The organism is Rhizobium sp. 768_B6_N1_8, from assembly GCF_051811225.1.
In the GTDB taxonomy this organism is placed as follows: Bacteria; Pseudomonadota; Alphaproteobacteria; order Rhizobiales; family Rhizobiaceae; genus Rhizobium.
In genome coordinates, this window is sequence record NZ_JBPWPV010000001.1 from 1,682,463 (window position 1) to 1,707,271 (window position 24,809).

Here is a 24,809-nt window from a genome sequence, read left to right on the forward strand (position 1 = left end):
CCCTCAGGAGGGCCGCGATGAGTGAACTGATTTTCAATCGGCCGTCGGACGACAAATCCGAGCTGGAGGATGCTGGCGATTTCACGCCACGCTTCGATGATCGCGGTCTGATCGCGGCCATTGTCACCGATGCCGGTGATGGCGAACTGCTGATGGTCGCCCATATGAATGCGCAGGCCCTGGCGCTGACCATCCAGACCGGCTTCGCCCACTATTTCAGCCGCTCGCGCGGCAAGCTCTGGAAGAAGGGCGAGACCTCGGGCAATCTCCAGACCGTCAAGGAGATCCGCACCGACTGCGATCAGGACGCCATCTGGCTGAAGGTCGAGGTCGCCGGCCATGACGCGACCTGTCACACGGGCCGCCGCTCGTGCTTCTACCGCACCGTCACCCTGGAAAATGGAAAGCCCATGCTGACCATCGTCGATGACGACCTGCATTTCGATCCCAAGGACATCTACGGAAAATAGGCCAAATATCCCAGCCACCTGCTCCTTATTGCGACGCCGGTCGTCTCTATATACAATTTGGAAAGGGTTCGGGGCGGTTAATAGGAACCCAGTGTTCTGCCGGGAGGAAGGAACGCCATGTTGGGCTGGAGTATGAATCGTCAAAGCTCCGATGGGGGCGGTTCCGGCTTGGCGGTGCGTGATGATACGCCCGTTTCTCCCGTGCTCGCCGTTCCCGAAAAGAAAGCAAAGCTTGCCCTGGCGCTTGGCGGCGGCGCCGCTCGAGGCTGGGCGCATATCGGCGTGCTGCGTGCGCTCGATGAGGCCCGCATCGAGATCGGCATGATCGCTGGCACCTCGATCGGCGCGCTTGTTGGTGGCTGCTATCTGGCCGGCAAGCTGGACGAGCTGGAAGGTTTCGCTCGTTCGCTCACCATGCGCCGCATCGCAAGCCTGCTCGACCTGACGATCGGCGGCTCCGGCCTTTTCGGTGGCATGCGGCTGACCAAACGCATGCAGGAACATCTGGAAGGACTGACGATCGAGGATCTCGACCGGCCCTTTGTTGCCGTCGCGGCCGAGGTCAACACCGGGCACGAAGTCTGGATCGCCAATGGTTCGCTGATCACGGCGATCCGAGCATCCTACGCTCTGCCCGGCATTTTCGAGCCGGTTCGCAGCAATAACCGCACATTGGTCGACGGCGCGCTTGTCAATCCCGTGCCGGTTTCAGTCTGCCGAAGCTACGAGCAGCCGCTCGTCGTCGCCGTCAACCTCAACTATGATCTCTACGGCCGTTCCGCCGTCGTTCGCCACAATGCCAGCCTCTCGCCTGCCGAAGTGCAGCAGCAGAGGGATGCGCCCTATGCCGCCAGGATGGGCATGACCGGCGTCATGGTGCAGGCCTTCAACATCATTCAGGATCGTATCGCGCGAGCGCGCCTTGCCGGCGATCCGCCCGATATCTCGCTGCAGCCGCGCCTGTCGGACATCGGCCTGTCGGAATTCCATCGTGCGGGGGAAGCCATCGAACGTGGCTATGAGGAAGCCCGGGCAAGGCTGCCCGAGCTGCAGCGTATGCAGGAACTCTACGCCAGGCACCCCTGACGCCCAAGCAATTCCAGCAAAAGTGCGTCGCGGTTTTGCGTTCGGAATTGCGTAGAATAAAGAGTCACTCAGCTTGCAATATAAGCCTTGATCTCATCGGCTTCTCGCTCGACCTCGGCGATGCGCGACTTCACGACGTCACCGATCGAAATGATGCCGGCAAGCTTGCCGTTGGCTTCCACGGGAACGTGGCGGAAACGCTTGCTGGTCATCAGCTGCATAAGCTCGTTGACCGAGGTCTGCTCGTTGCAGCGGAGGACCTTCGAGGTCATGACGGAAGAAAGCGTCTGATCTAGCCCGTCCTTGCCGGACTTGGCGATGACATGCACGAGATCGCGCTCGGTGAACATGCCGGAAATCTTGTTTTCCATGCCGACGACGACGATCGCGCCGATCTTCTTCTTGCTCAGAATCGAAGCCGCCTCCGCAACCGTGGTGTTCGGCCCGGTGGTGACGACGTCACGACCCTTCAGATCGAGTATTGCCTTGACGGAACTGGCCATTTGTACCTCCCATGGCGAAAGTGAAACACTTGTCGGGAACACAGGCTCCGCGGTGGTTTCTCCTCCCATCGCGGATTGATCAATGGTGCACTGCTTGGGTCAGGATTGCAACTCGTCGTCAGGATGGGGCACGGGTTCTTCAGGCAGTTTCCGGTCGAAGAGAGCGAAAAGGAAGAAGCCGAAGACGAAACCGCCGATATGCGCATCCCAGGCAATCTCCTGGCTGCCGTCGCCGACGAGCGGGATGCCGACGGCGATCAGCGCGTTGCCGACCAGCCACAACAGCGTGAAGATGATCACCGTGCGGCTCTGCATCGCCTGCAGCACCGACAGTCGCGGATTGAGGTGCGCGGGGCGGACCATCTGCCGCCCGGAGGGGAAGGCAAAGCGGCAGGCCGCGCCCATGAGGCCCGAGACCACACCCGATGCACCGATCAGCAGCCCTTCGCTGCCCCAGTTCAGGGCCGCATGCAGGGCCGCCGAGGCGACAGAGGAAAGAATCCAGAAGACGATGAAGCGGAACGCGCCGATGCGGCGCACGACGGGCGCGCCGAAGGCCATCAGCCACAGGCCGTTGAAGACGATATGCTCGATGCTTCCGTGCAGCAGCGAATAGGTGACCGGCGTCCAGTAGAGCTGCGGCCCCTGCTCTGCAAGCGAAACGGCATAGCGCAGCGGAATGAAGCCGAAGTTGAACAGGAACCAGGAAAGCCCGTCGGGAGACAGTACCGACTGCCCGGCGTAGATCAGGATCAGAAGCAGGAGCGTCGCAAACAGCGCGGGCGGAAGATTGAAAACCGGCTGGCGTGGCGGCCTGGCCGGCGGTTCGGGCTGCATAGGCTGGAATGCCTGGTCAGGCCCGGACGTCTGTTCGTTCATGCTCATCTCGCCTCGTTGGAGGTCACAGCCATACAGGAGCCAGCTTCAAAAAAAAAGCCGTCCGGAACTGGCCGGACGGCTCGCCTGGGTTCCCCGAAGGATGCCCCTCCCCCTGGCAGTCTTGTGCAGAACTTCACTGTTCGAAGTGATGGAGAGACGGTCTCATGACAGGCCTCGGCGCTCAAGCGAAACCCTTTCTTAACCTTAACTCGCTGGATTTGGCATGAAATCCGCAAGGTAGAAGGTGAAGGGGCGAAAACCGCGCCCCAATGAACCGAAATGAGACACTGCCATGCGCCTTCAGATCACGATCGACATATTCGACTACTGGAATGCTCTGCGCGGCGGGCGGGATGCACCGCTGAAATCGCAGATCGAGCCCGGCGCGATCCCTCATCTCCTGTCGAGCCTCTTCATCTTGGAGACGGCGGCAGACCGGCATATCCGCTTCCGCCTCGCCGGCACCAAGATCTGCGATCTCTTCGGTCGCGATCTGCGCGGCGAGCGTTTCTCCGCCCTTTGGGCCAACGGCCAACACGAGGATATCGAAAGGACGGCACAGGGCGTCATGGCTCACGCCATTCCAACGCTTTTCAACGCGACGGGCTACAGCACCGCCGGCCATCATGCGGCCTTTGAGATCATCATGATGCCGCTGCGTTCGCCCGAAGGCGGCTGCGACCGGCTGCTCGGCGCCATCGCGCCTGCCGCTGCTGCGAGCTGGCTGGAGATAGTGCCGCTGGAGCTCCTCGCCCTCGATCGCAGCCGGTTGCTGCATGACAAGTTTGGCCGCACGGCCGAGGCCGAACCGCGTCGCCCTGTCGAGGTCGCCGCCGAAAAACAGGCCACGTTCGGCCGGGCCATGCTGCGCGCCATGTCGCATTTCCTGCATGGGGCAGCCGCTCGCTGACCGTTCCATTTTGGGTCGCCGCCTATAGTACTTTAGGGTTATGCGGCGGCTCGTTCCACAACCTTCTGTTAAGGGATTGCAGGTAAGGATTGGGCTCAGCGATTTCATAAAGAAGCCCTTTGATGCACTCGTTCCAGCCCGCTCAGACGCACCGACCTGCGCCGCGCCCAGAACAGGGAGTGTTCCAGCGCGTGCCCATCAATATGCAGGGCCGGCTGATGCTTGCGAACTACGAGGAATTCGAGTGCATGGTGATCGATATGTCGCCCGGCGACATGTATGTCACCTGCGCCGGCCGCCCACGCGCCAATGAACGCATCGTCGCCTACATCGACCATCTCGGCCGCGTCGAAGGTCATGTACAGACCGTCGATATGCGCGGCTTCACCATGTCGATCAACGCCACCGAGCGCAAGCGCGAGAAGCTCGCGGCCCAGCTCACCTGGCTTGCCAACAAACACGAGCTCGGCCTGCCGGAAGATCGCCGTCATGATCGTCTGACCCCGCGCGAGACCAAGACCGACCTCACGCTCGAAGACGGCACGCGCTACACCTGCCGCATCATGGACCTTTCGCTCTCGGGCGCCGCCGTCGATTGCGAAGTGCGCCCGCCGCTCGGCACGCCTGTTCGCCTCGGCAACATGCGCGGCCGCGTCGTTCGCCACTTCTCGGAGGGTGTTGCGATCGAGTTCCTGTCGGTCCAGTCGCGCGAGACGTTGCGCGAATTTCTCTAAAGCAATTCCAGCAAAAGTGCGCCGCGGTTTTACTCCCGGTTTTCTGTCCTGCACTGCAAGAGGTAGGACGACAATTTCCATGTTGGGCTGAATAATCTCCTGCATCTCGTGTGGCCGATGCCATAGAATGCCGCCACTCTTGTCATTTATCCGTCACAGACTTGAAGGATACAGCGCACCTCAACAAGCGGCACGGTCATGTCGGTCCTGTTTCCGGAAATCGAACCCTATGAACACGGCCTGCTCGATACAGGCGACGGCAACCTGATCTATTGGGAGGCCTGCGGCAATCCGGCAGGCAAGCCGGCGCTTGTCCTGCACGGCGGACCAGGCTCCGGCTGTTCCACCGCTGCGCGCCGCTATTTCGACCCGTCCGTGTACCGCATCATCCTCTTCGATCAGCGCAATTGCGGGCGCAGCCTGCCGAATGCCGCCGACGCCGCGACCGACCTCTCCCGCAACACGACCGCTCATCTCATCGAGGATATAGAGAGGCTGCGCAGCCTCTTTAGCGTGGAAAAGTGGATCATCTTCGGCAATTCCTGGGGTTCGACGCTGGCGCTCGCCTATGCGCAATCCCATCCGGATCATGTCAGCGGCATAGTTATTGCAGGAGTCACCACGACACGGCGTTCCGAAATCGACTGGCTCTATCGCGGCATGGCGCCGCTCTTTCCCGAGGAATGGCACCGTTTCGGCAAGGCGCTGCCACCGGAGCTCCGTGGCATCGACAGGGTGAGCGCCTATCATCAACTCCTCAACGATCCCGAAGAGCAGGTACGGCTGAAAGCGGCGCGCGACTGGCATGAATGGGAAGCGGCGACAATCCTTCTTGCCGATCCCGCCGGTCTGCCCGGGCGCTGGTCCGATCCGCGCTACCTTCTGACGCGCGCCCGCATCATCACCCACTATTTCCGCGAGGGCGCGTGGCTCGAAGACGGCATTCTACTGAAGAATGCCGATCGCCTCGCCGGCATCCCCGGCTTTCTCATCCACGGACGCTTCGACATAGAAGCACCGCTTGTCACCGCCTGGGAACTTGCCCGCGCATGGCCGGGCGCCGAGTTCATCGTGCTGCCAAAGGCGGCCCATTCGACTGCAAATACGGATATTGCCGCCGCAATCGTCGCTGCGACGAACAGATTCCGCGATCTCTGACGAAATTATTTTTACGGCGGAAAATCGGGACGTAAGGCGAAATCGGCTTTCTGCACGGCGATTCCGCCTGTTTGTACGCTTCAATCGGATCTCCGCCGGTCGCCATCCCCACTGCAGCTTGTTGCAGAAATTTATCCGGCTTATCGAAAATCGTTAACAGCCTGTCCGTTTTTCGGCCATTTCCCGCCCGAAAGCCTTTTTCCCAATCCTTCAATTTTAATCGAATTCGCGACGAATGCGCTTTTAATTTTAAGCGTATTCGATGTGGATTTGAATCAAGTTCGATGCGCTTTTGAATAAACTAAGCCATTAATTTGATTGCGTAATTTTGCGTGAGATAAAAACGTCCGTGTCATTGTCGTCCTCATAACGGGGAGACGATAATGTCAATTCGAAATCTACTGAAGAGCGGCCTTCTGGCCGTTAGCGTAACGGTGACAATGGCGGGCGCAGGACAGGCATCACCCGCCAGCATGACACTTGCAGGCAATGCGAGCCCGCCGATTGGGCACTATGAATTCTGTCAGGCCAATCCGAGTGAATGCGCTTATGCCGGCGGTGATGCCGGCCCGGCGATCCTGACCGAGGATCGCTGGAAGGAGATCCTCAAGGTCAACTACACCGTCAACTCGACCATCCAGCCGATGACGGACATGGAGATCTATGGTGTCGAGGAGCGCTGGGCCTATCCGCGCACTGTCGGCGACTGCGAGGATTTCGCGCTGCTGAAGCGCAAGATGCTGATCGATGCCGGCTTCTCTCCATCAGATACGCTGATGACTGTCGTGCTGCAGCCGAATGGCGAGGGCCATGCGGTGCTGACGGTGCGTACGGATCACGGCGACTTCATTCTCGACAATATGCGCAACAAGGTGCTGCTGTGGTCGGATACCGAATACACTTACCTGAAGCGCCAGTCCGCCGATGATCCGGCCCGCTGGACGAAGCTGCAGGACGGCCGCGCCGTCGCTGTCGGTAGCGTGAAGTAACAGGCATACCGGCCCCGGTCAGTCCCCGCATCCCCGTCCCGACCGGCGCCCAGAGCCGTTCCCGCTGTCCCGGGAACGGCTCGCTTCTTTTGTGGCACTTCCTTTTGGTTGAGTTAACGGCCCATTAACTCCCGCCGCTCCATCCTCATCAGGAGATTCTTCACCGGCACCGACGACTCGCGTTTTTCTTACGGCGGCCCGATATCCGAGGACGACGATGAGCAATTCCGCCGTGGGCCACCCTGGTGAGCAGCCCCTTCTTTCGACCCGCTTCCTGGTTCGCGTCACGGCGACGATTGCGGTCTTGGCGCTGCTGACGGTTGCGATCAGCGTTGCCGGCCGCTGGTTCGGCCGTCACATCTCGCTTGCGGGCAATACTGAAAGCAATGCCGGGATCACGCTCACCATCGGCCTCGACACGGTCGGCCTGCCTGCCAACACGATTCGCTTCCCCAGCGAACGTCATGACGGCACGGCCGAACGGGTCGATCTCTATCTCACCTGGCCGGAAATGCAGGGCTACAGCAAGGAAACGCGCCAGCGTTTCGACGACGTTGCCCAATCGTCAGGCCTGATTTTCCTGCAGATCACGCAAGGCACGATGTCGCGGGACATGTCGGGCCGGCTGGAGCCGATCTATTCGCACTTGATGGATGGTGCCTCGGAAACCTTTGCCCATGGCCTGACGCTGCACCGCCTGCGAGCCGATGCCGGCTACAACGGCGAGGTGCTGCTGACCGCGCCGCGCGAAGGAAGCGCCGATTACGTCGTGCGCTGCGTCCTGCCCTCGTCTGCGGAAATGGCAACCAGCGGCGATTGCCAGCGCGATATCAAGGTCGGCAAGGATTTAAGTGTGCTCTACCGGTTCTCGAGCCGCCATTTGGCCGACTGGGACCATATTGATGCCGCGATCAGGATTTTTGTGGAAAGCCGGCTTGTGAGCCGGTCTGCAACACTCCGCTAAAATCCCCGCAAATGTCTGAAGAAACGATTCATCATAAACGGATTGGTAACGCTGAACCGGTAGTTTTCCAAGGCAGCCGGTTACGCAGTAGGGGGCGCGTGATCCGCCGAATATCCAAAATGCAAGCGAAGAGTGGAATAGTGTCAAGGTCAATTTCCTCCGTATCATCGCCGCGGTCTGCCGGTTTCCTCGCAAAGGTGCTGACGATCCTTTCGATGGCTATCGCGATCGTCGCGGTCGACTCGGTCAATGCCGAAGCGGAAGCTGCAAATCCGAAATATGCCGGTATCGTCGTCGATGCCCGGACGGGGAATGTTCTCTACAGCGAGAATGCCGACCGTCTGCAATATCCGGCGTCGCTCACGAAGATGATGACGCTCTACATGACATTCGAGGCGCTCGAGCAGGGTCGCATCCGCCTCGATACGCCCGTCCCCTTCTCCGCTCACGCTGCCGCCCAGGCACCGACCAAGCTTGGTGTGCGCGCCGGCGGCACGATCACCGTCGAACAGGGTATCCTCGGCCTTGTGACGCTGTCTGCCAATGATGCTGCGACCGCCCTCGGCGAAATGCTCGGTGGTTCGGAAGATCGTTTCGCCCAGATGATGACAGCCAAGGCCCATGCACTCGGCATGACGCGCACGACCTATCGCAATGCCAACGGCCTGCCGAATACCGCGCAGATGACGACGGCCCGCGATCAGGCCCGCCTCGGCATCGCCCTTCGCCAGCATTTCCCGCAATATTACGGCTATTTCAACACCCGCGCCTTCAAGTTCGGCAACCGCGTGATCCGCAGCCATAACCGTCTCGTCGGCTCCGTGCGTGGTGTCGATGGTATCAAGACTGGTTACACCCGCGCCGCTGGCTTCAATCTGGTCAGCTCCCTGCAGGTCGATGGCAAGTCGATTGTCGGCGTGGTTCTCGGCGGTGCATCCACCCCTGCCCGCGACTCGCAGATGCGCAATCTGCTCGCGACCTACATGCCGAAGGCTTCCAGCAGCGGCGGCGCGCTTGTCGCCCAGTCGAAGCCGATGCCCGAGATAATCGAAACACCTGCTCCGGTTTCCCCTGCCAAGGTTGCCCAGGTGGCTGAAAAGAAAACGATCACAGCCAATCAGCCGCCGGTCACGGCAGCCGCTGCCGATCTCGGCCTGCCGCACAAGGGTCCGCTTCCGGACAGCCGTTATCAGACGGCAAGCACCGAAGTTGCCTATGCGGAAACCGCCGCACCCAAGACAGACAATCCCTTGCTGACGCAGCCGATGCCGTCTCCGACCAAGGTCAAGACCGTGCCGATCAAGCAGCAGCAGGAACAGGCTTCCGTCGCCGTGCCGACGCCGGCACCTGCCTATATACCGCCGGAACAGGGCGACACTTCCGTCGACGAGTTGACGACAGCCTCCACCAAGGCTGCCCCGGCAAAGGAAGTTGCCGCCAAGGAAGTGCCACAGCCATCCGGCTGGGTCGTCCAGATCGGCGTTTCCTCCAGTCGTGAAATGGCGATGGACCTCCTGGCAAACGCCAAGGCAAAGGGCGGCAAGGCGCTGAGCTCCGCCAAGCCCTTCGCCGTCGCCTATGCCAATGACGGCGATCAAATCTACCGCGCACGTTTCGGCGGCTTCGATGGCCAGCGTGATGCGGTCAACGCCTGCAAGGCCCTGAAGAAGGCCGGCGTCAAGTGCTGGGCGGCTGCTCAATGAGATATCCGGCGCTGCCTATGAATGATTTGGCGGCGCTCCCGCCTGCCGGCTGCGGTGTTCGCGCCGCCGGCAGTCGATCCTAGTTCGATTTGTATTGCGTACGAGGAAGATGATGTCGATCAACGAGAATATTCCAAATGCGCCTGCAGGGCGCCGGGCGGTCAACAAGGGCCGTTCCGGCCTGCATCCGCTGCACGAAGCAGCGCTGCGTCTTGCCGAAATCGGGCTGCAGCGCCCAAGAGCGAAGTCGCCGAAGACCCGTGATCTCATCAACCTGCTGCTGTGCCACGGTGCGCGCGCCTGGCGCTACTCGCAGCCGGAGGCGCATATCCACCTGCACATCACGTCGCCCGATGGCAATTCGCCGGTCGTGCTGCGTTTGCGCTGAGGCGTCAAAGCAATTCCAGCAGTGCGCAGCGGTTTTGCGTAAAAACAAACGGCTTTAAAGCAATCCGAGTTCCGACAGCTCGCGGCGAAGATCTGCTGGCATTTCGGCAATACCGGCGCCGAGACTGTGGAGATCGCGCGGCACATCCTCATCAGGATAATAACGCCAGCCCTGGAAGGCCCGCTTTGGCTGCACCGAGGTTTCGATCACCTCAGGACCGAGCACCAGATGGCAGCGGCCGATCCCCTCACCGTCCGTGAATGTCTGGATATCGAGGATCTTCTGGCGGGCTTGTACCTGCCCCTTGATCACCCAATAGAGCGAGCCGCCGTCGAGCAGTTCTTCCACGCGCTTCGGTACCATGCGGGTCGTATGGACCGAATGCGGTTCCAGTCCAGCGGCGATGGCGCGCAACGACCGTTCTGCCACCCATTCGCGCAGGTCTTCGATCGAGTCGCAGCCGACGCAGAGCTTGATGAGATTTAGTGCCATGCTGCCGTTGAAATCCTTTTGACCGGCAGCGTCAAGGAGGAAGCAACGGGCGTCCACAAACTCAGCATTCTACGACGTTGACGGCAAGGCCCCCAGTCGAGGTTTCCTTGTACTTCTCGCTCATATCGTAACCCGTCTGGCGCATCGTCTCGATGCAGGCGTCAAGCGGCACGAAATGCTGGCCGTCGCCCTTTACTGCGAGGGATGCGGCCGTGACCGCCTTCACCGCACCCAGCGCATTGCGCTCGATGCAGGGGACCTGCACCAGGCCGGCGATCGGATCGCAGGTCATGCCGAGATGGTGTTCGAGCGCGATTTCCGCGGCGTTTTCGATCTGGGCCGGCGTGCCGCCCATGACGGCTGCGAGGCCGGCTGCTGCCATCGCGGCGGCCGAGCCGACCTCACCCTGACAGCCCACTTCCGCGCCCGAGATCGACGCATTGTGTTTGATGATGCCGCCGATCGCCGCTGCGGTCAGCAGATAGTCGTGGATGCCGTTCCGGTCCCAGTCCTCGTGGAAATGCTCGTAGTAGCGGATCGTCGCGGGAATGACGCCTGCCGCGCCATTGGTCGGCGCGGTCACGACGCGTCCGCCGGCAGCATTCTCCTCGTTGACCGCCATGGCGTACACGCTCAGCCAGTCGTTGGCGAGCAGCGGGTTGACGCGGTTGCTGCGCCATTCTTCCTGCAGCTTGTCGTGAATATGCTTGGCCCGGCGTTTGACGTTCAGGCCGCCGGGCATGATGCCCTCGACCTTAAGCCCGCGCTCGATACAGGAGCGCATCGCTTCCCAGATGCGGTCGAGGCCGGAATCCAGCTCCTCGCGGCTGCGCTGGCTTTCCTCATTGGCGCGCTTCATCTGCGCGATCGACAGGCCGGAACGTTCTGCCATTTCCAGCATCTGCTTGGCATTGGCGAAGGGGTAAGGCACCTTGTAATTGCCTTGCGAGGCCTTCTTGCGCGCCCGCATCTGCTCCAGCTCCGTATCGGTAACGACGAAGCCGCCGCCGACGGAATAATAGATGCGCTTGACGAGAAGCCGACCGTCCTTGTCATAGGCGGAGAAGCTCATGCCGTTGGCGTGACCCGGCAGCGGCTGCTTCTTGTCGAAGATCAGGTCCGTCTTCGGCTGGAACTGGTAGGCCGGATGCCCCTCGGGCGTGATCCGGCCACTCTTTTCCACCCCATTGATGATCGCATCCATGCGATCGGGGTCGACCTTGTCGGGCGCCTCGCCCATCAGGCCGAGGATGACCGCCCTGCCTGTTCCATGGCCGATCCCTGTGTGGGCGAGCGAACCGTGCAGGCTGACCTTGATGGCGGCCACCTGTGCGCCGGTGGAAGGACGCGGCCATTCGTTGGACAGGATGAGTTCAAGGAACCGGTTGGCAGCCGTCATCGGCCCCATCGTATGCGAGCTCGACGGCCCGACACCGATCTTGAACACATCGAATACCGAAAGAAACATGGAAGCGCCTTTTAAATTTCACGATGCACACTATGCGAGCCCGGTTCCGCATCCGCGTGGCGGACCGACATCGCCTTGAACCGGTGCGACATCCGGCCGGACACTAAAGCCTTTCCCGGTCAGATTGAAGCATTCTGTTGGCTCAAACGGAGTCGGATGATCGACCGGCCGGCGCGCGTCGTAGCCCAGATCTACGGCCAAGCCGGCCGGTCGATCAGGCGGCCCGTTTCAGCCAACCCGAAGGGCCGGGCATCTTTCCGCCAGGATCAGAAGCGATCGGCTCGGACATACCCCAGAGGTATGCCCTTCGCCAATCGCTTCTGCCCTGACGAAAACCTGCTCCGGCAGAATGCTTCAAGCTGACCGGGAAAGGCTCTCGTTCGAAGCGGCCCATCTTGCTAGTCATTCTCATCTTTGCCGGTCATTGCAGCAATCGCATGCATATGTAGAGTGGCCACGTTTGATGCGGGAAATGAATCACTGATGATGACGACGGCGGATTATATCGCGCTTGCCTTCTTTATCTTTATCTGGATGGGCTATTCGTGGCTGTTGCACGGCCAGACCTTCTTCGGGCGCACCAGCCTGACCCATGCCATGGCAGAGCGGCGCCGTGAATGGATATATAATTCCCTGCGCCGCGATTTGAAGATGATCGATACCCAGATCATGGCCGGGCTGCAAAATGGCACTGCCTTTTTTGCTTCCACATCCATTTTCGCGATCGGCAGCTGCTTCGCCTTGCTCGGCGCCACGGAAAAGGTGGATGCGGTCTTCGCCGACCTGCCTTTCGTCTTCCACAGTGGCCACGCCGTCTTCGAAATGAAGGTCGGCGGCCTTGCTGCCCTTTTCGGCTACGCTTTCTTCAAGTTCGGTTGGTCCTACCGCCTCTTCAACTATTGCACCATTCTCTTCGGCGGCATTCCGATGGTGCATGATACGGAAAAGGACATCATTGCCGCCGAGCGGGCGGCGGAGCGTGTCATCCGCATGAACGTCATCGCCGGCAGCCATTTCAACGAGGGTCTCAGGGCGATCTTCCTATCGATCGGCTATCTCGGCTGGTTCATTAACCCCTATGTTTTTATGGGTACGACATCAATCGTGGTTTTCGTCCTTACCCGCCGGCAATTCTTTTCGGAAGCGCGCCTCGCCATCATGGACGCAAACCCGCCACCAAATCTCCACCTTTCTCCTGTTCAGCGCAACAAGCCGTCAGCGAGTGACGGTGATGAGCTGTCCGAGGGATTGTGAATGATAGTGTCGGCAACGGAAGCGGCGGCTGCCGCAAAACCGCCGCGTATAGGCCTTGTGGATACGGTGCGTGGCGCGGCGCTCATTGCCATGGCCACTTACCATTTCAGCTGGGATCTGGAGTTCATGGGCTACCTTACGCCCGGAACGGCCGAGAGCGGCTGGCTGAAGATCTATGCCCGGGCGATCGCCACCACCTTCCTCTTCATCGTCGGTGTCAGTCTTGTGCTTTCCAGCCGGCCGGACATCCGCTGGCCTTCCTTCTGGAAGCGTTTCGCCATGATCGCCGGCGCGGCCGTGGTGATATCGGCAGCGACAGCCTATTTCGTGCCCGGCGGATGGATCTATTTCGGCATCCTGCATTCCATCGCGGTTCTGAGCCTGATTGGTGTGGTCTTCCTGCGCCTACCCTTGCCCGTGACCCTGCTCGTCGCGCTGGCACTGTTCGTCGCCTGGATCGCCGATGCCTTCGTCATGCCCGGTGTGCTGGATTCGCACCTGTTCGACCCGAAATATCTGGCCTGGATCGGCTTTGCGGCCACGCCAGACCGGTCGAACGATTTTGTGCCACTCTTCCCCTGGGCAACGCCCTTCTTCCTCGGCATGGGCCTCGCGCGTCTTTCCTTCCGTGCGAACCTGCCGCAGAAGCTGGCATCATTGGGCACGGGTGGAACATGGCTCGCGCGCCTCGGCCGCCACAGCCTCGCCTTCTACCTCATCCACCAACCGGTGCTGATCGCCATCGCCTATGGCCTGACCTTCATCGTCGCGCCGCCAAAGCCCGATCCGGCCGCGACCTATCTGCGCCAATGCAACACGTCCTGCACGGTCGAGCAGGGCGAAGCGCTCTGCCGCGGCTTCTGCCAGTGCACGCTCGATCAGCTGCAGGCGCAACAACTCTTCGCGCCGTTCCAGGCCGGCGAGGTCAAGGCGGATGATGAGCGGATTATGGCGCTTGCAAGCCAGTGCAGCGCCGAAATAGAGCCTGCGCCGCAGTCACAGCCCGAGCCCCAACAATAATCAGGTGGTGACGCCGATCTCGGCGAGACGGCCGAGGCAGGCCTCCTCGATATTGTCGAGCTCGGTAATCGTCTCGTCGATATCCTTGCGCTTCTGGCGCAGGTCTTCGCGCTTTTCGTCGACGCGCTTCATGAGCAGCTTGATCTGGCCAAGTTCGCCCGGCGGCTCCTTGTAGACCTGAATGATTTCGCGGATTTCAGCAATGGTGAAGCCGATGCGCCGGCCGCGCAGGATTTCCTGAATGAGGCGCCGGTCGGCAGGCCGGAACAACCGCGTGCGTCCGCGGCGCTCCGGATGGATCAAACCTTCGTCTTCATAGAAGCGAAGCGTGCGCGTCGAGACTCCGAATTCGCGCGTCAGCTCCGTTATGGTATAATACTTGTTCACTAGCATCTCATCCCCGTCATCGACCCGGCATAATATTGACTTTTACGTAATAGTCAATTTCGGCATCTGCTCAGATACCGAACCACCATGTCGCGAGGCCGAGAAAGGCGAAGAAGCCGGTGCAGTCGGTGACGGTCGTGACGAATACGGACGAGGCGATTGCCGGGTCCGCTCCCATCTTGTCGAGCAGCAGCGGCAGCAGGATGCCGGCAAGCGCCGCTGCAATCAGATTGATGATCATTGCCGCTCCGATGACGGCGCCGAGCTGGTAATTGTGGAACCAGGTGCCGGCGATCACGCCCAGCAGCAAGGCGAAGAGCATTCCGTTCAGTATGCCGACCCCCGCCTCTCTGCGGATGATGCGGCCGGCATTGTAGATATCGAGATCACGGGTCGCGAGCGCACGCACCGTCACGGTCATGGTCTGCGTGCCCGCATTGCCGCCCATGGAGGCGACGATCGGCATCAGCACCGCAAGCGCGATCATCTTCTCGATCGAGCCGTCGAACAGGCCGATGACGCTGGCAGACAGCATCGCCGTGCCGAGATTGATCAGCAGCCACAGGAAGCGCGAACGCACGGTCGAGATGACGTTGTCTGACAGTTCTTCGTCGCCGACACCACCGAGGCGCTTGATGTCTTCGTCCGCCTCTTCGTGGATCACGTCGACCACGTCATCGATGGTGAGCACGCCGACGAGCCGTTCGTTTTCGTCGACGACGGCTGCGGAGAGAAGGTCATACTGCTCGAAGAGCTGGGCAGCCTCTTCCTGGTCCATCTCGGCGGGGATCGGATGGTTCGTTTCCCGCATGATGGTTTCGATCTTCATCTGCCGCTTGGTGCGCAGGATCTGGTCGAGATCGACCGCGCCGAGCAGCTTGAAGGTCGGATCGATGACGAAGATCTGCGAGAAGGAGTAAGGCAGATCCTCTTCGTCGCGCATGTAATCGATCGTCTGGCCGACCGTCCAGAATGGCGGTACGGCGACGAATTCCGTCTGCATGCGGCGGCCGGCGGAGCTTTCGGGATAATCGAGCGCGCGGCGAAGGCGCACGCGCTCCGTGAACGGCAGCTGCGCGAGAATCTCTTCCCGGTCTTCCTGGTCGAGATCTTCGAGAATGTAGACGGCGTCGTCCGAATCCAGTTCACCGATGGCAGCCGCAATCTGCTCGTTCGGCAATTGGTCGACGATCTCGCGGCGGATCGTCTCGTCCACTTCGGTCAGCGCCGTCATGTCGAAATCGTCGCCGAGCAGGCGCACCAGCGCCAGGCGCTGATCCGGCTGCAGCGATTCCAACAGGTCGCCTATTTCCGATTCGTGCAGGCGCGCGACATTCTGGCGAAGAAACAGCGTGTCGCGGTCGGCGATGGCGGCACCCAGGCGCGCCAGGAAGTCGCTGCGCACATTGCCGTCTTCGTTGTAGATGTCGACGTCCCCGTCGGCCGGACGTCTGCGATTGCGGTCTTCCGTGTCGGTCGTCGTCATATGCCGCCCTCGCATCTCAATTTGATTTCAAAGACTAACGAGCCGCATTCGAGAATGTCGGCTGAAAATGCATTGTCAACAAGCGGATAAGCGAATTCCGCCCTGCCCTTGCGGCCGTCGGAATTCTCATTGACCAGCTAGCCGAAAGCATTTCTGCCGTAAAGCGCAAACCTATGCTTTCTGATGACAATGCCTGCGGTCGGTTATAGTTTCCGCTGCCATTTGCCGAAAGGAAGCTTAGCTGTGCCGATCCGCCCGATTCTCCGCTATCCGCATCCCGGCCTGAAGACGGTCTGTGCCCCCGTGACGGTGTTCGATTCGGCCCTGTCGCAGCTTGCCGACGATCTGCTGCTGACGATGCGCGCAGCCCCCGGCGTCGGCATCACCGCTGCCCATACCGGCGTCTTCCAGCGTCTGACGGTGCTGGAGCTCGACAAGGCGGATGACGTGCGCATCTACGCCAATCCCGAGATCACGTGGTTTTCGGACGAGACGATGGTTCATATGGAAGGCAGCGTCTCCATGCCCGGCGCAACGGACGAGGTCACGCGCCCGAAGGCAATAAGGTTCCGCTATCAGGATCTGGATGGCCATCAGCACGAAGAAGAGGCATCGGACTTCCTCGCCATCTGTATCCAGCACGAAGTCGACCAGCTCGACGGAATTTTCTGGCTGCAGCGCCTGTCACGGCTGAAGCGTGATCGGCTGATCAGGAAATGGGAAAAGACGAAAAGCTGAGGTCCTGCTACGATCGGCCGAACCATCAGCACCCTTGCGGCGTTTGCCTTGCAGAACGAAACCCGGAAGGAGACGGAAATGGCAAAGTCAAAGATCGATGACAAGACCCCGCTTTCCCGCGAAGAGGATTACCGCGACTTCGAAGAACGCAATCTGGATGACGGCTGGCCCTATGCCGACGGCAGCGGCGCAAGGGCTGAGGCAACCGGAAACCGTGCGTATGGCGAAACCTCGGCTAATTTCGACCGCGACCGCAATAGCGGCTTCCGCATCGATGGCACGGATGAGGATGGCAATGAAAACCGCCTGAAGGATTCGCTTGAGCCCGATACGATCGACCGCGACGAGAGTGACGACCTCGAAGCCCGCGTGACCGAGACTCTGGAGAACATCCCTGACGTGGATATCGACAGTGTGGAAGTTCACGCCGACGGCCATACCGTGACGCTGGAGGGTTCCGTCGAAACAATCGGCATTGCCCGCAAGGTTGAGCTCGCCGCCCTGTCGGTGGATGGTGTTCGTCGCGTGCGCAACCGGCTGCAGATGACAGGTGTCGATGCCCACATCCCGAACGAGGATTAAGGCCGAAAAACACAAAGTTGCCGCATTTCAAAACCGGAAAGCGACCTGCTTTCCGGTTTTTATGTCTCTAAAATTACAAATAGTTAATCAATTAAAGATTGCAGGATTGTCATGTTGGCGAAAGCGCTGACATCTCAGGCAATTAACTGTGCCGGCTAAGGTAACGCGCCCCTCAAGAACATTGACAAATATGTGATTTCATTTGGACAAAACGTCGCAAGATGGCTGTCATCACTCTCACAAAATTGCCCGAATTGGGGAGCGGACTCGATCTTGCCGAGGGTTGGTTTTGCGTTGTTGAATTCAACAACAGATTGAGGAGATAGACCCATGCGCATGAAATTCGCCGTCGCCGCCACCCTGTTTGCCGTCAGCATGGCAAGTGCCGCTTTCGCGCAGCCGAAATTTATGGACGATTATTCCAACGATGGTGATGGCCTCTACCAGACGCCGGTCGCGCCGGCAAAGCCCGTCCACTACCCGACGCGTGTGGCCCCCCCGGCCTATTCCAGCGACTATACGAATGACAGCGACGGCTTCGCACCTGCCGCGATGTCTAAGCCCGCGAAAGTCGACAACACCGCGACCGCCAGCATCAAGCCGCTTCCGGATTGCCACAGCATGATCGGCCCGAAAGGCTCGCGTCAGAAAGGTGCCGATAGCGGTGCAAGCCGCACAGAGGCATGCCGCGCAATGCATTGACATGATCTAAGAAAGGGCCGGTTTCCGGCCCTTTTCTCTTGTAAATTCAATGTCCCGCGCCGCGTAATCCACACCTGTGGCAAGCTTTAAAAAAAAACTGTCACATCGCGCTTGTGTCCGTCTGAGGCTTTTGCTACATGCTGCCTCGCCGACGCAAATCGGCTCTACCACGATGCGGTCGTGGCGGAATTGGTAGACGCGCAGCGTTGAGGTCGCTGTGGGGCAACCCGTGGAAGTTCGAGTCTTCTCGACCGCACCAAAGAAACCCGCTTCGGCGGGTTTTTTCTTTTTTGGCCATAGGCTTAGTTCTCCGGTGCTGATGTCCTTGCCGCAAGACGAGCGCGCGGCAGCCCTTTCCCGCCGATACCGCCCCTCGTGGATATCACAGCAACGCCTGCTGGCACCGGCTGATTGCATCTGTGAGACGGCTGCCCGCCGCAAAGAGCGATTGAATCGCTCTGCGCCTGCGTCCATATAGAAGCCCGCGCCCGCCCTCTCTTTTTGCGGATAGCGTCAAGGACTGCCATGCTACGCACCGATCTCGACTTCTCCATGCTCTCGAAACTTGGTTCGCGCCCCGTTCGCTGGCGCATCGCCGATGGGCTCGTTCCCTATCAGGAAGCGGTGGAGACGATGGAACGGGAAGTGGCTGATATTGCAGATGGCGGCGACGAGCTTGTCTGGCTGCTGGAACATCCGCCGCTCTATACGGCGGGTACCAGCGCCGATGCTAAAGATCTCGTCCAGCCGGATCGTTTTCCGGTCTTCGCCACAGGACGCGGCGGCGAATACACCTATCATGGCCCCGGCCAGCGGGTCGCCTATGTCATGCTCGATCTCAAGCGCCGCAGGCAGGATGTGCGTGCCTTCGTCGCTGCACTGGAAGAGGTCATCATCCGCACGCTCGATTCGATGAATGTGCGCGGTGAACGCCGCGAAGATCGCGTCGGCGTCTGGGTCCGCCGGCCGGAGAGACCCCTGCTGCCTGACGGCACCATGGCGGAAGACAAGATTGCGGCACTCGGCATCCGCCTGCGCAAATGGGTGACCTTCCACGGCCTGTCGCTCAACGTCGATCCCGATCTCGATCATTTCAGTGGCATAGTGCCCTGCGGTATCTCGGCCTATGGCGTCACCAGCCTCGTCGATCTCGGCCTGCCGGTCATGATGACCGATGCCGATATCCGCTTGCGTGCCGCCTTCGAAGAAATCTTCGGCGAAACCGTCAACGATACCGGACACTGTCCCTGATTGCCGTCCTTGATTGCCCAGGCTTCCTGTGGTTCATGACACCATCCGCAAGAAGCAGCCATCATGTCCGAATCTCCCTCCGCACAGAATCCGCTCCAGGGCATGGCCATCATGGCCGGTGCCATGGCCATCCTGCCGACGATGGATGCGATCGCCAAATATATGGCGACCTTCGAGGGCATGTCGCCCGGACAGGTAACCTTCTACCGCTTCTTCTTCCAGCTCGTCTGCACCCTGCCGATCCTCTTTGCCATGTTCGGCATGCGGGCTCTGTCGGCCAAGCGCCCGTGGATGAACCTGCTGCGCGGCGCGCTGCATGGTGCGGCGAGCCTGCTTTTCTTCGTCGCAGTCAAATACATGCCGCTCGCCGATGTCTTCGCCATCTATTTCGTTGAGCCTTTCATGCTGACGGCGCTTTCCGCGCTCTTCCTGGGAGACAAGGTCGGCTGGCGGCGCTGGATGGCAATTGTCGTCGGTTTCGGCGGCGCCATGATCGTCATCCAGCCCAGCTATGAGATCTTCGGCCTGAAAGCACTGCTGCCAGTCTTCTGCGCCTTTCTCTTCTCGCTCTATCTCTTCCTCAATCGCGCCATCGGCGAGGCGGATTCGCCGCTGACGATGCAGACCATGTCCGGCATCGGCGGCACGATTTTCATGACCGCGGCACTTTTCGTCGGAAACAGCATCGGCAGTGCCGACTTCACGCCCTCCCTGCCCGCCTCCTGGCTCGGCCTCGTGCTGCTGCTCATTCTCGGCACGATTTCGGGCTATGCGCACATGCTGGTTGTTAAGGCTTTCCGGCTGGCGCCGCTCTCGCTGCTCGCTCCGTTCCAGTATTTCGAGATCATTTCGGCGACCGTGCTTGGTTACGCCCTCTTCGGCGATTTTCCGAATGTTTCCAAATGGATCGGCATCGCCATCATTGTTGCATCGGGGCTTTTTATCATCTGGCGCGAGCGTCTCCAGGCGCGATCACTAAAATCCGCACGAAATGCGGCATCGAAGGTTAACCCTGCTTCTTGAGGGATCTTCAATTCGGGATCGCTAAAACCATTTCCGACTTCATGATGAAGTCTGGAGATAAAACATGAGTGAGTTCCGTCTCGCTTTTCCGGCGTGTGTCATCGCCGGGAAGCATCGGCTGACGGCCGAAGACATAGTGCTGCTACGCAAACACACCTTTCCGGAGGGAATCCGGACATCCGATCATGTCGTGGTGATGTTAGCGCTCAATAATTCCTGCCCCGAAAAATGCGCCGAATGGAACACGTTCTTCGTTGAACAGCTGGCAGGCTTCATCGTCGATTATACCTATCCGCAGGGCTCGCTGGACGAGATCAACGTCGCATGGATCATGCGCATGTTCACGACCGACGGCGTCGTGAATTCCGCGCTCGAGCTTGAGCTCATCCTGCACGTCATGGAACTCAGCGCTCACGTGCCCGATGAGCTGCGGGCGCTAGCGCTGGATCAGCTCCGCCTGGCGCTCGGCGAGGATATCGGCGGTTACAAGCTGACCCGTGCCACCGACCGCAGGAGCATCACACGGCAGGACGTGGATTACGTCATGCGCGTTTTGAGAAGCGTCAGCGAAGGCGGCGTCATCGGCGTTTCGTCGATCGAATATGGCGTCCTGCAGCGCATCGAGACGACAACGCTATCAGGCGCCAATCATCAGCGCTGGGGCGAGATCATGGCTTCGGTCGAACTCCGGGATTATGCCCAGCCGAGACGCAGCCGCTGGCTGCGCATCATCGACGAAGAGCCTGTCGCCGCCGCCGCAGTTGCCTGATCTCCCAAATCTTCAGACTGCCTCTGATTCTTCAGCCCAATTGTGCGTTCCGGCTTTTTATGCGTAAAACTCCGGAACGCATTTCCTGGGTGGAGTCTCGATGTTCAAGAAAATCCTGATCGCGAATCGCGGCGAGATTGCCTGCCGCGTGATCAAAACCGCGCGCCGCATGGGCATTGCCACCGTTGCGGTCTATTCGGATGCGGATCGGGATGCCCTGCATGTCGAGATGGCGGATGAGGTCGTCCATATCGGCCCTGCTCCTGCAGCCGAAAGCTATCTCGTCGCTGACAAGATCATCGCCGCCTGCAAGGAGACGGGTGCTGAAGCCGTGCATCCCGGCTACGGCTTCCTGTCGGAACGTGCCTCCTTCTGCGAGGCGCTGGAAAAACAAGGCATCATCTTCATCGGTCCGAAGCCCAGGGCCATCATGGCGATGGGTGACAAGATCGAATCGAAGAAATTCGCCAATGCCGCCAAGGTCTCGACCGTGCCGGGCTATCTCGGCGTCATCGAGGATGCACCTCACGCTGAAAAGATCGCGGCCGAGATCGGTTATCCCGTGATGATCAAGGCGTCGGCAGGCGGCGGCGGCAAGGGCATGCGCATTGCCTGGAACGAATCGGAAGTGCGCGACGGCTTCGACCGCGCCCGTTCCGAAGCCAAAAGCTCCTTTGGCGACGACCGCGTCTTCATCGAGAAATATGTCGTCGATCCGCGCCATATCGAAATCCAGGTTCTGGCGGATGCCCACGGCAATGTCGTCTATCTCGGCGAGCGCGAATGCTCCATCCAGCGCCGGAACCAGAAGGTCGCCGAAGAAGCGCCCTCACCTTTCCTTGATGAAAAAACGCGGGCCGCCATGGGCGCACAGTCGGTGGCGTTGGCAAAGGCCGTCGACTATCAGAGCGCCGGCACGGTGGAATTCATCGTTGATCGCGACCGCAATTTCTATTTCCTCGAAATGAACACCCGCCTGCAGGTCGAGCACCCGGTGACGGAACTGGTGACCGGCATCGATCTCGTCGAACAGATGATCCGTGTCGCCGCCGGCGAAAAGCTGCCCTTCGCCCAGAAGGATATCAAGCTGAAGGGCTGGGCGGTCGAAAGCCGCCTCTATGCGGAAGATCCCTACCGCAACTTCCTGCCCTCGATCGGCCGCCTGACGCGCTACCGCCCGCCGGCCGAAGGCCGCAACGGCGATGTGATCATCCGTAACGATACCGGCGTCTTCGAAGGCGCTGAAATCTCCATGTATTACGACCCGATGATCGCCAAGCTTTGCACCTGGGCGCCGAGTCGCCTGCAGGCGGTGGAAGCGATGGGACAGGCGCTCGACGCCTTCGTGGTCGATGGCATCGAGCATAATGTCCCCTTCCTCTCGGCGCTGATGAAACATCCGCGCTGGCGTGAAGGGCGTCTTTCCACCGGCTTCATCGCTGAGGAATATCCTGAGGGCTTTGCGCCGATCGCGCCGGATGCTTCGGAGGAGGCAGCCCTTGCTGCCATCGCGCTGTCGGCGACCCTGGTCGATGCTATCAGGCGCGAAGGCTTCGCCGATCGCCTGCGTCACCCCAGCGGCCCGCTCCGCGAAGAATGGGTCGTCAAGCTCGGCGGCAATTATGTGCCGGTCAAACTGGTCGATGGCCTCGTCACCATTCCCTTCGAAATGGAAATGGAGGTCGGCGGCCGCACGGAAACCGTTGTCACCGATTGGAGACCGAGCGATCCGGTCTGGCACGGCAGGGTCGCCAGCCGGCAGGTGACGGCGCAGATCCGCCCGATCCTCAACGGCCTGCGCATCGACTGGCAGGGCCTGTCGGTCAAGGCGCGTGTCTTTACGCCCCGCCATGCCGAGCTTGACCGTCTGATGCCCGTCAAGCTGCCGCCCGATACGTCCAAGCTGCTGCTTTGCCCCATGCCCGGCCTCGTCGTTTCCATTGCCGTCTCCGAGGGCCAGGAGATCAAGGCGGGCGAAACGCTTGCCGTGGTAGAAGCCATGAAGATGGAAAACGTGCTGCGTGCCGAGCGCGACCTCGTTGTCGGCAAGATCAAGGCCGCTCCCGGCGAGAGCCTCGCGGTCGATGCCGTCATCATGGAATTCGCCTAAAGCCTGATGCATAAATTCAAAGAGGAAGAGCGGCCTGCATCCGGATGGATCCACGGCTCTCTCGATCTTTTTCCGCTTGAGCCGTCCTTGCCGGGCGTGCAAGAGTCCGACACGCAAATCACGAGGAGATCGAAGATGGATGTTCGCGCCGCCGTTGCCGTTCAGGCAGGAAAACCGCTCGAGGTCATGACCGTTCAGCTGGAGGGTCCGAAGGCCGGCGAAGTGCTGGTCGAGGTCAAGGCGACGGGCATCTGCCACACCGATGATTTCACCCTCTCCGGCGCTGATCCGGAAGGCCTCTTCCCGGCAATCCTCGGCCATGAGGGCGCAGGCATCGTCGTCGACGTCGGCCCGGGCGTCACGTCCGTGAAGAAGGGCGACCACGTCATTCCGCTCTACACGCCGGAATGCCGCGAGTGCTATTCCTGCACCTCGCGCAAGACCAATCTCTGCACCTCGATCCGCGCGACCCAGGGCCAGGGCGTGATGCCGGATGGCACCTCCCGCTTCTCGATCGGCAAGGACAAGATCCACCACTATATGGGCTGCTCGACTTTCTCCAACTTCACTGTCCTGCCGGAGATCGCCGTTGCCAAGGTCAATCCGGACGCGCCCTTCGACAAAATCTGCTACATCGGCTGCGGTGTGACGACCGGCATCGGTGCCGTCATCAACACGGCCAAGGTCGAGATGGGCGCGACGGCCATCGTCTTCGGTCTCGGCGGTATCGGCCTCAACGTTCTGCAGGGTCTGCGTCTTGCCGGTGCCGATATGATCATCGGTGTCGATATCAACCCGGATCGGAAGGCATGGGGCGAGAAGTTCGGCATGACGCATTTCGTCAACCCGAAGGAAGTCGGTGACGACATCGTGCCCTATCTGGTCAACATGACGAAGCGCCACGGCGACCTGATCGGCGGCGCCGATTACACGTTCGATTGCACCGGCAACACCAAGGTCATGCGCCAAGCGCTGGAAGCGAGCCACCGCGGCTGGGGCAAGTCCATCATCATCGGCGTCGCAGGCGCCGGCCAGGAGATCTCGACGCGTCCCTTCCAGCTCGTCACCGGCCGCAACTGGATGGGTACGGCCTTCGGTGGTGCCCGCGGTCGCACCGACGTGCCGAAGATCGTCGACTGGTACATGGAAGGCAAGATCCAGATCGACCCGATGATCACACACACAATGCCGCTCGAAGACATCAACAAGGGCTTCGATCTTATGCACAAGGGTGAAAGCATCCGTGGCGTCGTGGTCTATTGATGGCCACGCCTGCCTACATGGCCGACCTCAAGGGTCTCGATGAGCTCTCCGCGCGGGAGCTCTACGATCTCTTGAGGATGCGTGTCGACGTCTTCGTCGTCGAGCAGAACTGCCCCTATGCGGAACTCGACGGCAAGGATATCGACGCCCTGCATCTGCGGCTGCTGGATGACGGCGAACTGCTCGGCTCGACGCGGCTCCTGAAGCCATACAGCGCGCAGGATCCGGTAAAGATCGGCCGCGTCGTCGTCTCGCCCACCCATCGCGGCAAGCGGCTCGGTGACGCGCTGATGACCGAATCGATCGCCGCCTGCGAGCGGCTTTATCCGGAAAATCCCATCGCGCTTTCGGCGCAGGCGCATCTGCGCCGCTTCTACGAATCCTTCGGTTTCATGAAAACCTCGGAGGAATATCTGGAAGACGGAATTCCCCATCTCGACATGGTCCGCCAGCCGGCCACCCAGCTGGCGTGAGGATATC

26 protein-coding genes and 1 tRNA gene are annotated in these 24,809 nt (G+C 60.3%); 21 read left to right on the forward strand and 6 right to left on the reverse strand.

Translation table 11 applies throughout. The features are described from left to right. The first annotated feature begins 17 nt into the window (after positions 1 to 17). Together hisI and AB8B33_RS08575 are read left to right on the forward strand one after the other, a co-directional pair. Positions 18 to 470, forward strand: coding sequence for a phosphoribosyl-AMP cyclohydrolase (gene hisI / locus AB8B33_RS08570; protein ID WP_439015024.1), 453 nt, complete (start codon positions 18 to 20; stop codon positions 468 to 470). A gap of 117 nt (positions 471 to 587) precedes the next feature. Further along, positions 588 to 1,556 (forward strand): patatin-like phospholipase family protein, encoded by a 969-nt coding sequence (locus tag AB8B33_RS08575; RefSeq protein WP_310388127.1) that lies wholly within the window; start codon positions 588 to 590, stop codon positions 1,554 to 1,556. A gap of 68 nt (positions 1,557 to 1,624) precedes the next feature. Here the strand turns inward: AB8B33_RS08575 and AB8B33_RS08580 are convergent, their stop codons facing one another. Both AB8B33_RS08580 and AB8B33_RS08585 read right to left on the reverse strand, forming a co-directional pair. Continuing rightward, positions 1,625 to 2,059, reverse strand: a complete 435-nt coding sequence (locus tag AB8B33_RS08580) for a CBS domain-containing protein (RefSeq protein WP_439015026.1) — start codon at positions 2,057 to 2,059, stop codon at positions 1,625 to 1,627. Positions 2,060 to 2,158: 99 nt separating this feature from the next. Next, positions 2,159 to 2,938 carry a rhomboid family intramembrane serine protease gene (locus tag AB8B33_RS08585; protein WP_439015028.1) on the reverse strand — a complete coding sequence of 260 codons (780 nt, stop codon included), beginning with the start codon at positions 2,936 to 2,938 and terminating at the stop codon, positions 2,159 to 2,161. A 292-nt stretch (positions 2,939 to 3,230) separates the two neighbouring features. Here AB8B33_RS08585 and AB8B33_RS08590 point away from each other — a divergent pair, with 292 nt between their 5' ends. The 7 genes from AB8B33_RS08590 to AB8B33_RS08620 all read left to right on the forward strand — a co-directional run bounded on the left by AB8B33_RS08590 (position 3,231) and on the right by AB8B33_RS08620 (position 9,784). After that, positions 3,231 to 3,848 (forward strand): PAS domain-containing protein, encoded by a 618-nt coding sequence (locus tag AB8B33_RS08590; RefSeq protein ID WP_310388132.1) that lies wholly within the window; start codon positions 3,231 to 3,233, stop codon positions 3,846 to 3,848. Between the two features lie 122 nt (positions 3,849 to 3,970). Next, the gene (locus AB8B33_RS08595; protein WP_007816614.1) at positions 3,971 to 4,582 is read left to right on the forward strand and encodes a PilZ domain-containing protein; all 612 of its coding nucleotides are present in this window, start codon (positions 3,971 to 3,973) and stop codon (positions 4,580 to 4,582) included. A 198-nt stretch (positions 4,583 to 4,780) separates the two neighbouring features. Further along, positions 4,781 to 5,740 (forward strand): prolyl aminopeptidase, encoded by a 960-nt coding sequence (gene pip, locus AB8B33_RS08600; RefSeq protein WP_439015030.1) that lies wholly within the window; start codon positions 4,781 to 4,783, stop codon positions 5,738 to 5,740. Positions 5,741 to 6,123: 383 nt separating this feature from the next. Further along, entirely contained in the window at positions 6,124 to 6,729 is a 606-nt protein-coding gene (locus AB8B33_RS08605; protein WP_439015031.1) for a transglutaminase-like cysteine peptidase, read from the forward strand. A 217-nt stretch (positions 6,730 to 6,946) separates the two neighbouring features. Further along, positions 6,947 to 7,693: a hypothetical protein gene (locus tag AB8B33_RS08610; protein WP_439015033.1), complete on the forward strand. Its 747-nt coding sequence runs from the start codon at positions 6,947 to 6,949 to the stop codon at positions 7,691 to 7,693. 119 nt (positions 7,694 to 7,812) lie between these two features. Continuing rightward, positions 7,813 to 9,396, forward strand: coding sequence for a serine hydrolase (locus AB8B33_RS08615; protein WP_439015035.1), 1,584 nt, complete (start codon positions 7,813 to 7,815; stop codon positions 9,394 to 9,396). Between the two features lie 112 nt (positions 9,397 to 9,508). Further along, positions 9,509 to 9,784, forward strand: a complete 276-nt coding sequence (locus AB8B33_RS08620; RefSeq protein ID WP_310388317.1) for a hypothetical protein — start codon at positions 9,509 to 9,511, stop codon at positions 9,782 to 9,784. A gap of 54 nt (positions 9,785 to 9,838) precedes the next feature. Here AB8B33_RS08620 and AB8B33_RS08625 read toward each other — a convergent pair whose 3' ends face one another. Together AB8B33_RS08625 and AB8B33_RS08630 are read right to left on the reverse strand one after the other, a co-directional pair. Beyond that, on the reverse strand, positions 9,839 to 10,276 hold the full coding sequence (locus AB8B33_RS08625; RefSeq protein ID WP_310388143.1) for a DUF1489 family protein: 438 nt from the start codon (positions 10,274 to 10,276) through the stop codon (positions 9,839 to 9,841). 61 nt (positions 10,277 to 10,337) lie between these two features. After that, entirely contained in the window at positions 10,338 to 11,744 is a 1,407-nt protein-coding gene (locus AB8B33_RS08630; protein WP_439015036.1) for an L-serine ammonia-lyase, read from the reverse strand. Between the two features lie 486 nt (positions 11,745 to 12,230). On the opposite strand from AB8B33_RS08630, the gene AB8B33_RS08635 reads away from it, so the two are divergent. Further along, entirely contained in the window at positions 12,231 to 12,998 is a 768-nt protein-coding gene (locus tag AB8B33_RS08635) for a DUF599 domain-containing protein (RefSeq protein WP_113323430.1), read from the forward strand. Continuing rightward, the gene (locus tag AB8B33_RS08640; protein ID WP_439015038.1) at positions 12,999 to 14,018 is read left to right on the forward strand and encodes a heparan-alpha-glucosaminide N-acetyltransferase; all 1,020 of its coding nucleotides are present in this window, start codon (positions 12,999 to 13,001) and stop codon (positions 14,016 to 14,018) included. It abuts the gene before it with no gap. Here AB8B33_RS08640 and AB8B33_RS08645 read toward each other — a convergent pair whose 3' ends face one another. Both AB8B33_RS08645 and mgtE read right to left on the reverse strand, forming a co-directional pair. Continuing rightward, the gene (locus AB8B33_RS08645) at positions 14,019 to 14,411 is read right to left on the reverse strand and encodes a MerR family transcriptional regulator (RefSeq protein WP_037102513.1); all 393 of its coding nucleotides are present in this window, start codon (positions 14,409 to 14,411) and stop codon (positions 14,019 to 14,021) included. A gap of 64 nt (positions 14,412 to 14,475) precedes the next feature. Continuing rightward, entirely contained in the window at positions 14,476 to 15,891 is a 1,416-nt protein-coding gene (gene mgtE / locus AB8B33_RS08650; protein WP_113323426.1) for a magnesium transporter, read from the reverse strand. 243 nt (positions 15,892 to 16,134) lie between these two features. On the opposite strand from mgtE, the gene AB8B33_RS08655 reads away from it, so the two are divergent. The 10 genes from AB8B33_RS08655 (at position 16,135) to AB8B33_RS08700 (ending at position 24,802) form a co-directional block, all read left to right on the forward strand. Beyond that, positions 16,135 to 16,629 (forward strand): peptide deformylase, encoded by a 495-nt coding sequence (locus AB8B33_RS08655; protein ID WP_439015041.1) that lies wholly within the window; start codon positions 16,135 to 16,137, stop codon positions 16,627 to 16,629. A 78-nt stretch (positions 16,630 to 16,707) separates the two neighbouring features. Beyond that, entirely contained in the window at positions 16,708 to 17,211 is a 504-nt protein-coding gene (locus AB8B33_RS08660) for a BON domain-containing protein (RefSeq protein ID WP_439015043.1), read from the forward strand. A 330-nt stretch (positions 17,212 to 17,541) separates the two neighbouring features. Continuing rightward, complete coding sequence (locus AB8B33_RS08665) at positions 17,542 to 17,913, forward strand: hypothetical protein (protein WP_439015045.1); 372 nt, start codon at positions 17,542 to 17,544, stop codon at positions 17,911 to 17,913. A gap of 174 nt (positions 17,914 to 18,087) precedes the next feature. Beyond that, positions 18,088 to 18,172, forward strand: a tRNA-Leu gene (locus AB8B33_RS08670). Between the two features lie 266 nt (positions 18,173 to 18,438). Beyond that, the gene (lipB, locus tag AB8B33_RS08675; protein ID WP_439015047.1) at positions 18,439 to 19,164 is read left to right on the forward strand and encodes a lipoyl(octanoyl) transferase LipB; all 726 of its coding nucleotides are present in this window, start codon (positions 18,439 to 18,441) and stop codon (positions 19,162 to 19,164) included. A gap of 63 nt (positions 19,165 to 19,227) precedes the next feature. After that, complete coding sequence (locus AB8B33_RS08680; protein WP_113323421.1) at positions 19,228 to 20,187, forward strand: DMT family transporter; 960 nt, start codon at positions 19,228 to 19,230, stop codon at positions 20,185 to 20,187. A gap of 64 nt (positions 20,188 to 20,251) precedes the next feature. Then, positions 20,252 to 20,956 (forward strand): hypothetical protein, encoded by a 705-nt coding sequence (locus tag AB8B33_RS08685; protein WP_113323420.1) that lies wholly within the window; start codon positions 20,252 to 20,254, stop codon positions 20,954 to 20,956. A gap of 100 nt (positions 20,957 to 21,056) precedes the next feature. Continuing rightward, the gene (locus tag AB8B33_RS08690) at positions 21,057 to 23,066 is read left to right on the forward strand and encodes an acetyl-CoA carboxylase biotin carboxylase subunit (protein WP_439015049.1); all 2,010 of its coding nucleotides are present in this window, start codon (positions 21,057 to 21,059) and stop codon (positions 23,064 to 23,066) included. Between the two features lie 135 nt (positions 23,067 to 23,201). Next, entirely contained in the window at positions 23,202 to 24,329 is a 1,128-nt protein-coding gene (locus AB8B33_RS08695; protein WP_007826120.1) for an S-(hydroxymethyl)glutathione dehydrogenase/class III alcohol dehydrogenase, read from the forward strand. Then, positions 24,329 to 24,802, forward strand: a complete 474-nt coding sequence (locus tag AB8B33_RS08700) for a GNAT family N-acetyltransferase (protein WP_113323418.1) — start codon at positions 24,329 to 24,331, stop codon at positions 24,800 to 24,802. The genes AB8B33_RS08695 and AB8B33_RS08700 overlap by 1 nt, the downstream gene beginning before the upstream one ends. Positions 24,803 to 24,809 lie beyond the last annotated feature (7 nt).

Excerpts from the sequence above, each read along its gene's own strand:
- hisI (WP_439015024.1), top strand. The coding sequence starts at position 18 with ATGAGTGAACTGATTTTCAATCGGCCGTCGGACGACAAATCCGAGCTG.
- AB8B33_RS08575 (WP_310388127.1), top strand. The coding sequence starts at position 588 with ATGTTGGGCTGGAGTATGAATCGTCAAAGCTCCGATGGGGGCGGTTCC.
- AB8B33_RS08580 (WP_439015026.1), bottom strand. The coding sequence starts at position 2,059 with ATGGCCAGTTCCGTCAAGGCAATACTCGATCTGAAGGGTCGTGACGTC.
- AB8B33_RS08585 (WP_439015028.1), bottom strand. The coding sequence starts at position 2,938 with ATGAACGAACAGACGTCCGGGCCTGACCAGGCATTCCAGCCTATGCAG.
- AB8B33_RS08590 (WP_310388132.1), top strand. The coding sequence starts at position 3,231 with ATGCGCCTTCAGATCACGATCGACATATTCGACTACTGGAATGCTCTG.
- AB8B33_RS08595 (WP_007816614.1), top strand. The coding sequence starts at position 3,971 with ATGCACTCGTTCCAGCCCGCTCAGACGCACCGACCTGCGCCGCGCCCA.
- pip (WP_439015030.1), top strand. The coding sequence starts at position 4,781 with ATGTCGGTCCTGTTTCCGGAAATCGAACCCTATGAACACGGCCTGCTC.
- AB8B33_RS08605 (WP_439015031.1), top strand. The coding sequence starts at position 6,124 with ATGTCAATTCGAAATCTACTGAAGAGCGGCCTTCTGGCCGTTAGCGTA.
- AB8B33_RS08610 (WP_439015033.1), top strand. The coding sequence starts at position 6,947 with ATGAGCAATTCCGCCGTGGGCCACCCTGGTGAGCAGCCCCTTCTTTCG.
- AB8B33_RS08615 (WP_439015035.1), top strand. The coding sequence starts at position 7,813 with ATGCAAGCGAAGAGTGGAATAGTGTCAAGGTCAATTTCCTCCGTATCA.
- AB8B33_RS08620 (WP_310388317.1), top strand. The coding sequence starts at position 9,509 with ATGTCGATCAACGAGAATATTCCAAATGCGCCTGCAGGGCGCCGGGCG.
- AB8B33_RS08625 (WP_310388143.1), bottom strand. The coding sequence starts at position 10,276 with ATGGCACTAAATCTCATCAAGCTCTGCGTCGGCTGCGACTCGATCGAA.
- AB8B33_RS08630 (WP_439015036.1), bottom strand. The coding sequence starts at position 11,744 with ATGTTTCTTTCGGTATTCGATGTGTTCAAGATCGGTGTCGGGCCGTCG.
- AB8B33_RS08635 (WP_113323430.1), top strand. The coding sequence starts at position 12,231 with ATGACGACGGCGGATTATATCGCGCTTGCCTTCTTTATCTTTATCTGG.
- AB8B33_RS08640 (WP_439015038.1), top strand. The coding sequence starts at position 12,999 with ATGATAGTGTCGGCAACGGAAGCGGCGGCTGCCGCAAAACCGCCGCGT.
- AB8B33_RS08645 (WP_037102513.1), bottom strand. The coding sequence starts at position 14,411 with ATGCTAGTGAACAAGTATTATACCATAACGGAGCTGACGCGCGAATTC.
- mgtE (WP_113323426.1), bottom strand. The coding sequence starts at position 15,891 with ATGACGACGACCGACACGGAAGACCGCAATCGCAGACGTCCGGCCGAC.
- AB8B33_RS08660 (WP_439015043.1), top strand. The coding sequence starts at position 16,708 with ATGGCAAAGTCAAAGATCGATGACAAGACCCCGCTTTCCCGCGAAGAG.
- AB8B33_RS08665 (WP_439015045.1), top strand. The coding sequence starts at position 17,542 with ATGCGCATGAAATTCGCCGTCGCCGCCACCCTGTTTGCCGTCAGCATG.
- lipB (WP_439015047.1), top strand. The coding sequence starts at position 18,439 with ATGCTACGCACCGATCTCGACTTCTCCATGCTCTCGAAACTTGGTTCG.
- AB8B33_RS08680 (WP_113323421.1), top strand. The coding sequence starts at position 19,228 with ATGTCCGAATCTCCCTCCGCACAGAATCCGCTCCAGGGCATGGCCATC.
- AB8B33_RS08685 (WP_113323420.1), top strand. The coding sequence starts at position 20,252 with ATGAGTGAGTTCCGTCTCGCTTTTCCGGCGTGTGTCATCGCCGGGAAG.
- AB8B33_RS08690 (WP_439015049.1), top strand. The coding sequence starts at position 21,057 with ATGTTCAAGAAAATCCTGATCGCGAATCGCGGCGAGATTGCCTGCCGC.
- AB8B33_RS08695 (WP_007826120.1), top strand. The coding sequence starts at position 23,202 with ATGGATGTTCGCGCCGCCGTTGCCGTTCAGGCAGGAAAACCGCTCGAG.
- AB8B33_RS08700 (WP_113323418.1), top strand. The coding sequence starts at position 24,329 with ATGGCCACGCCTGCCTACATGGCCGACCTCAAGGGTCTCGATGAGCTC.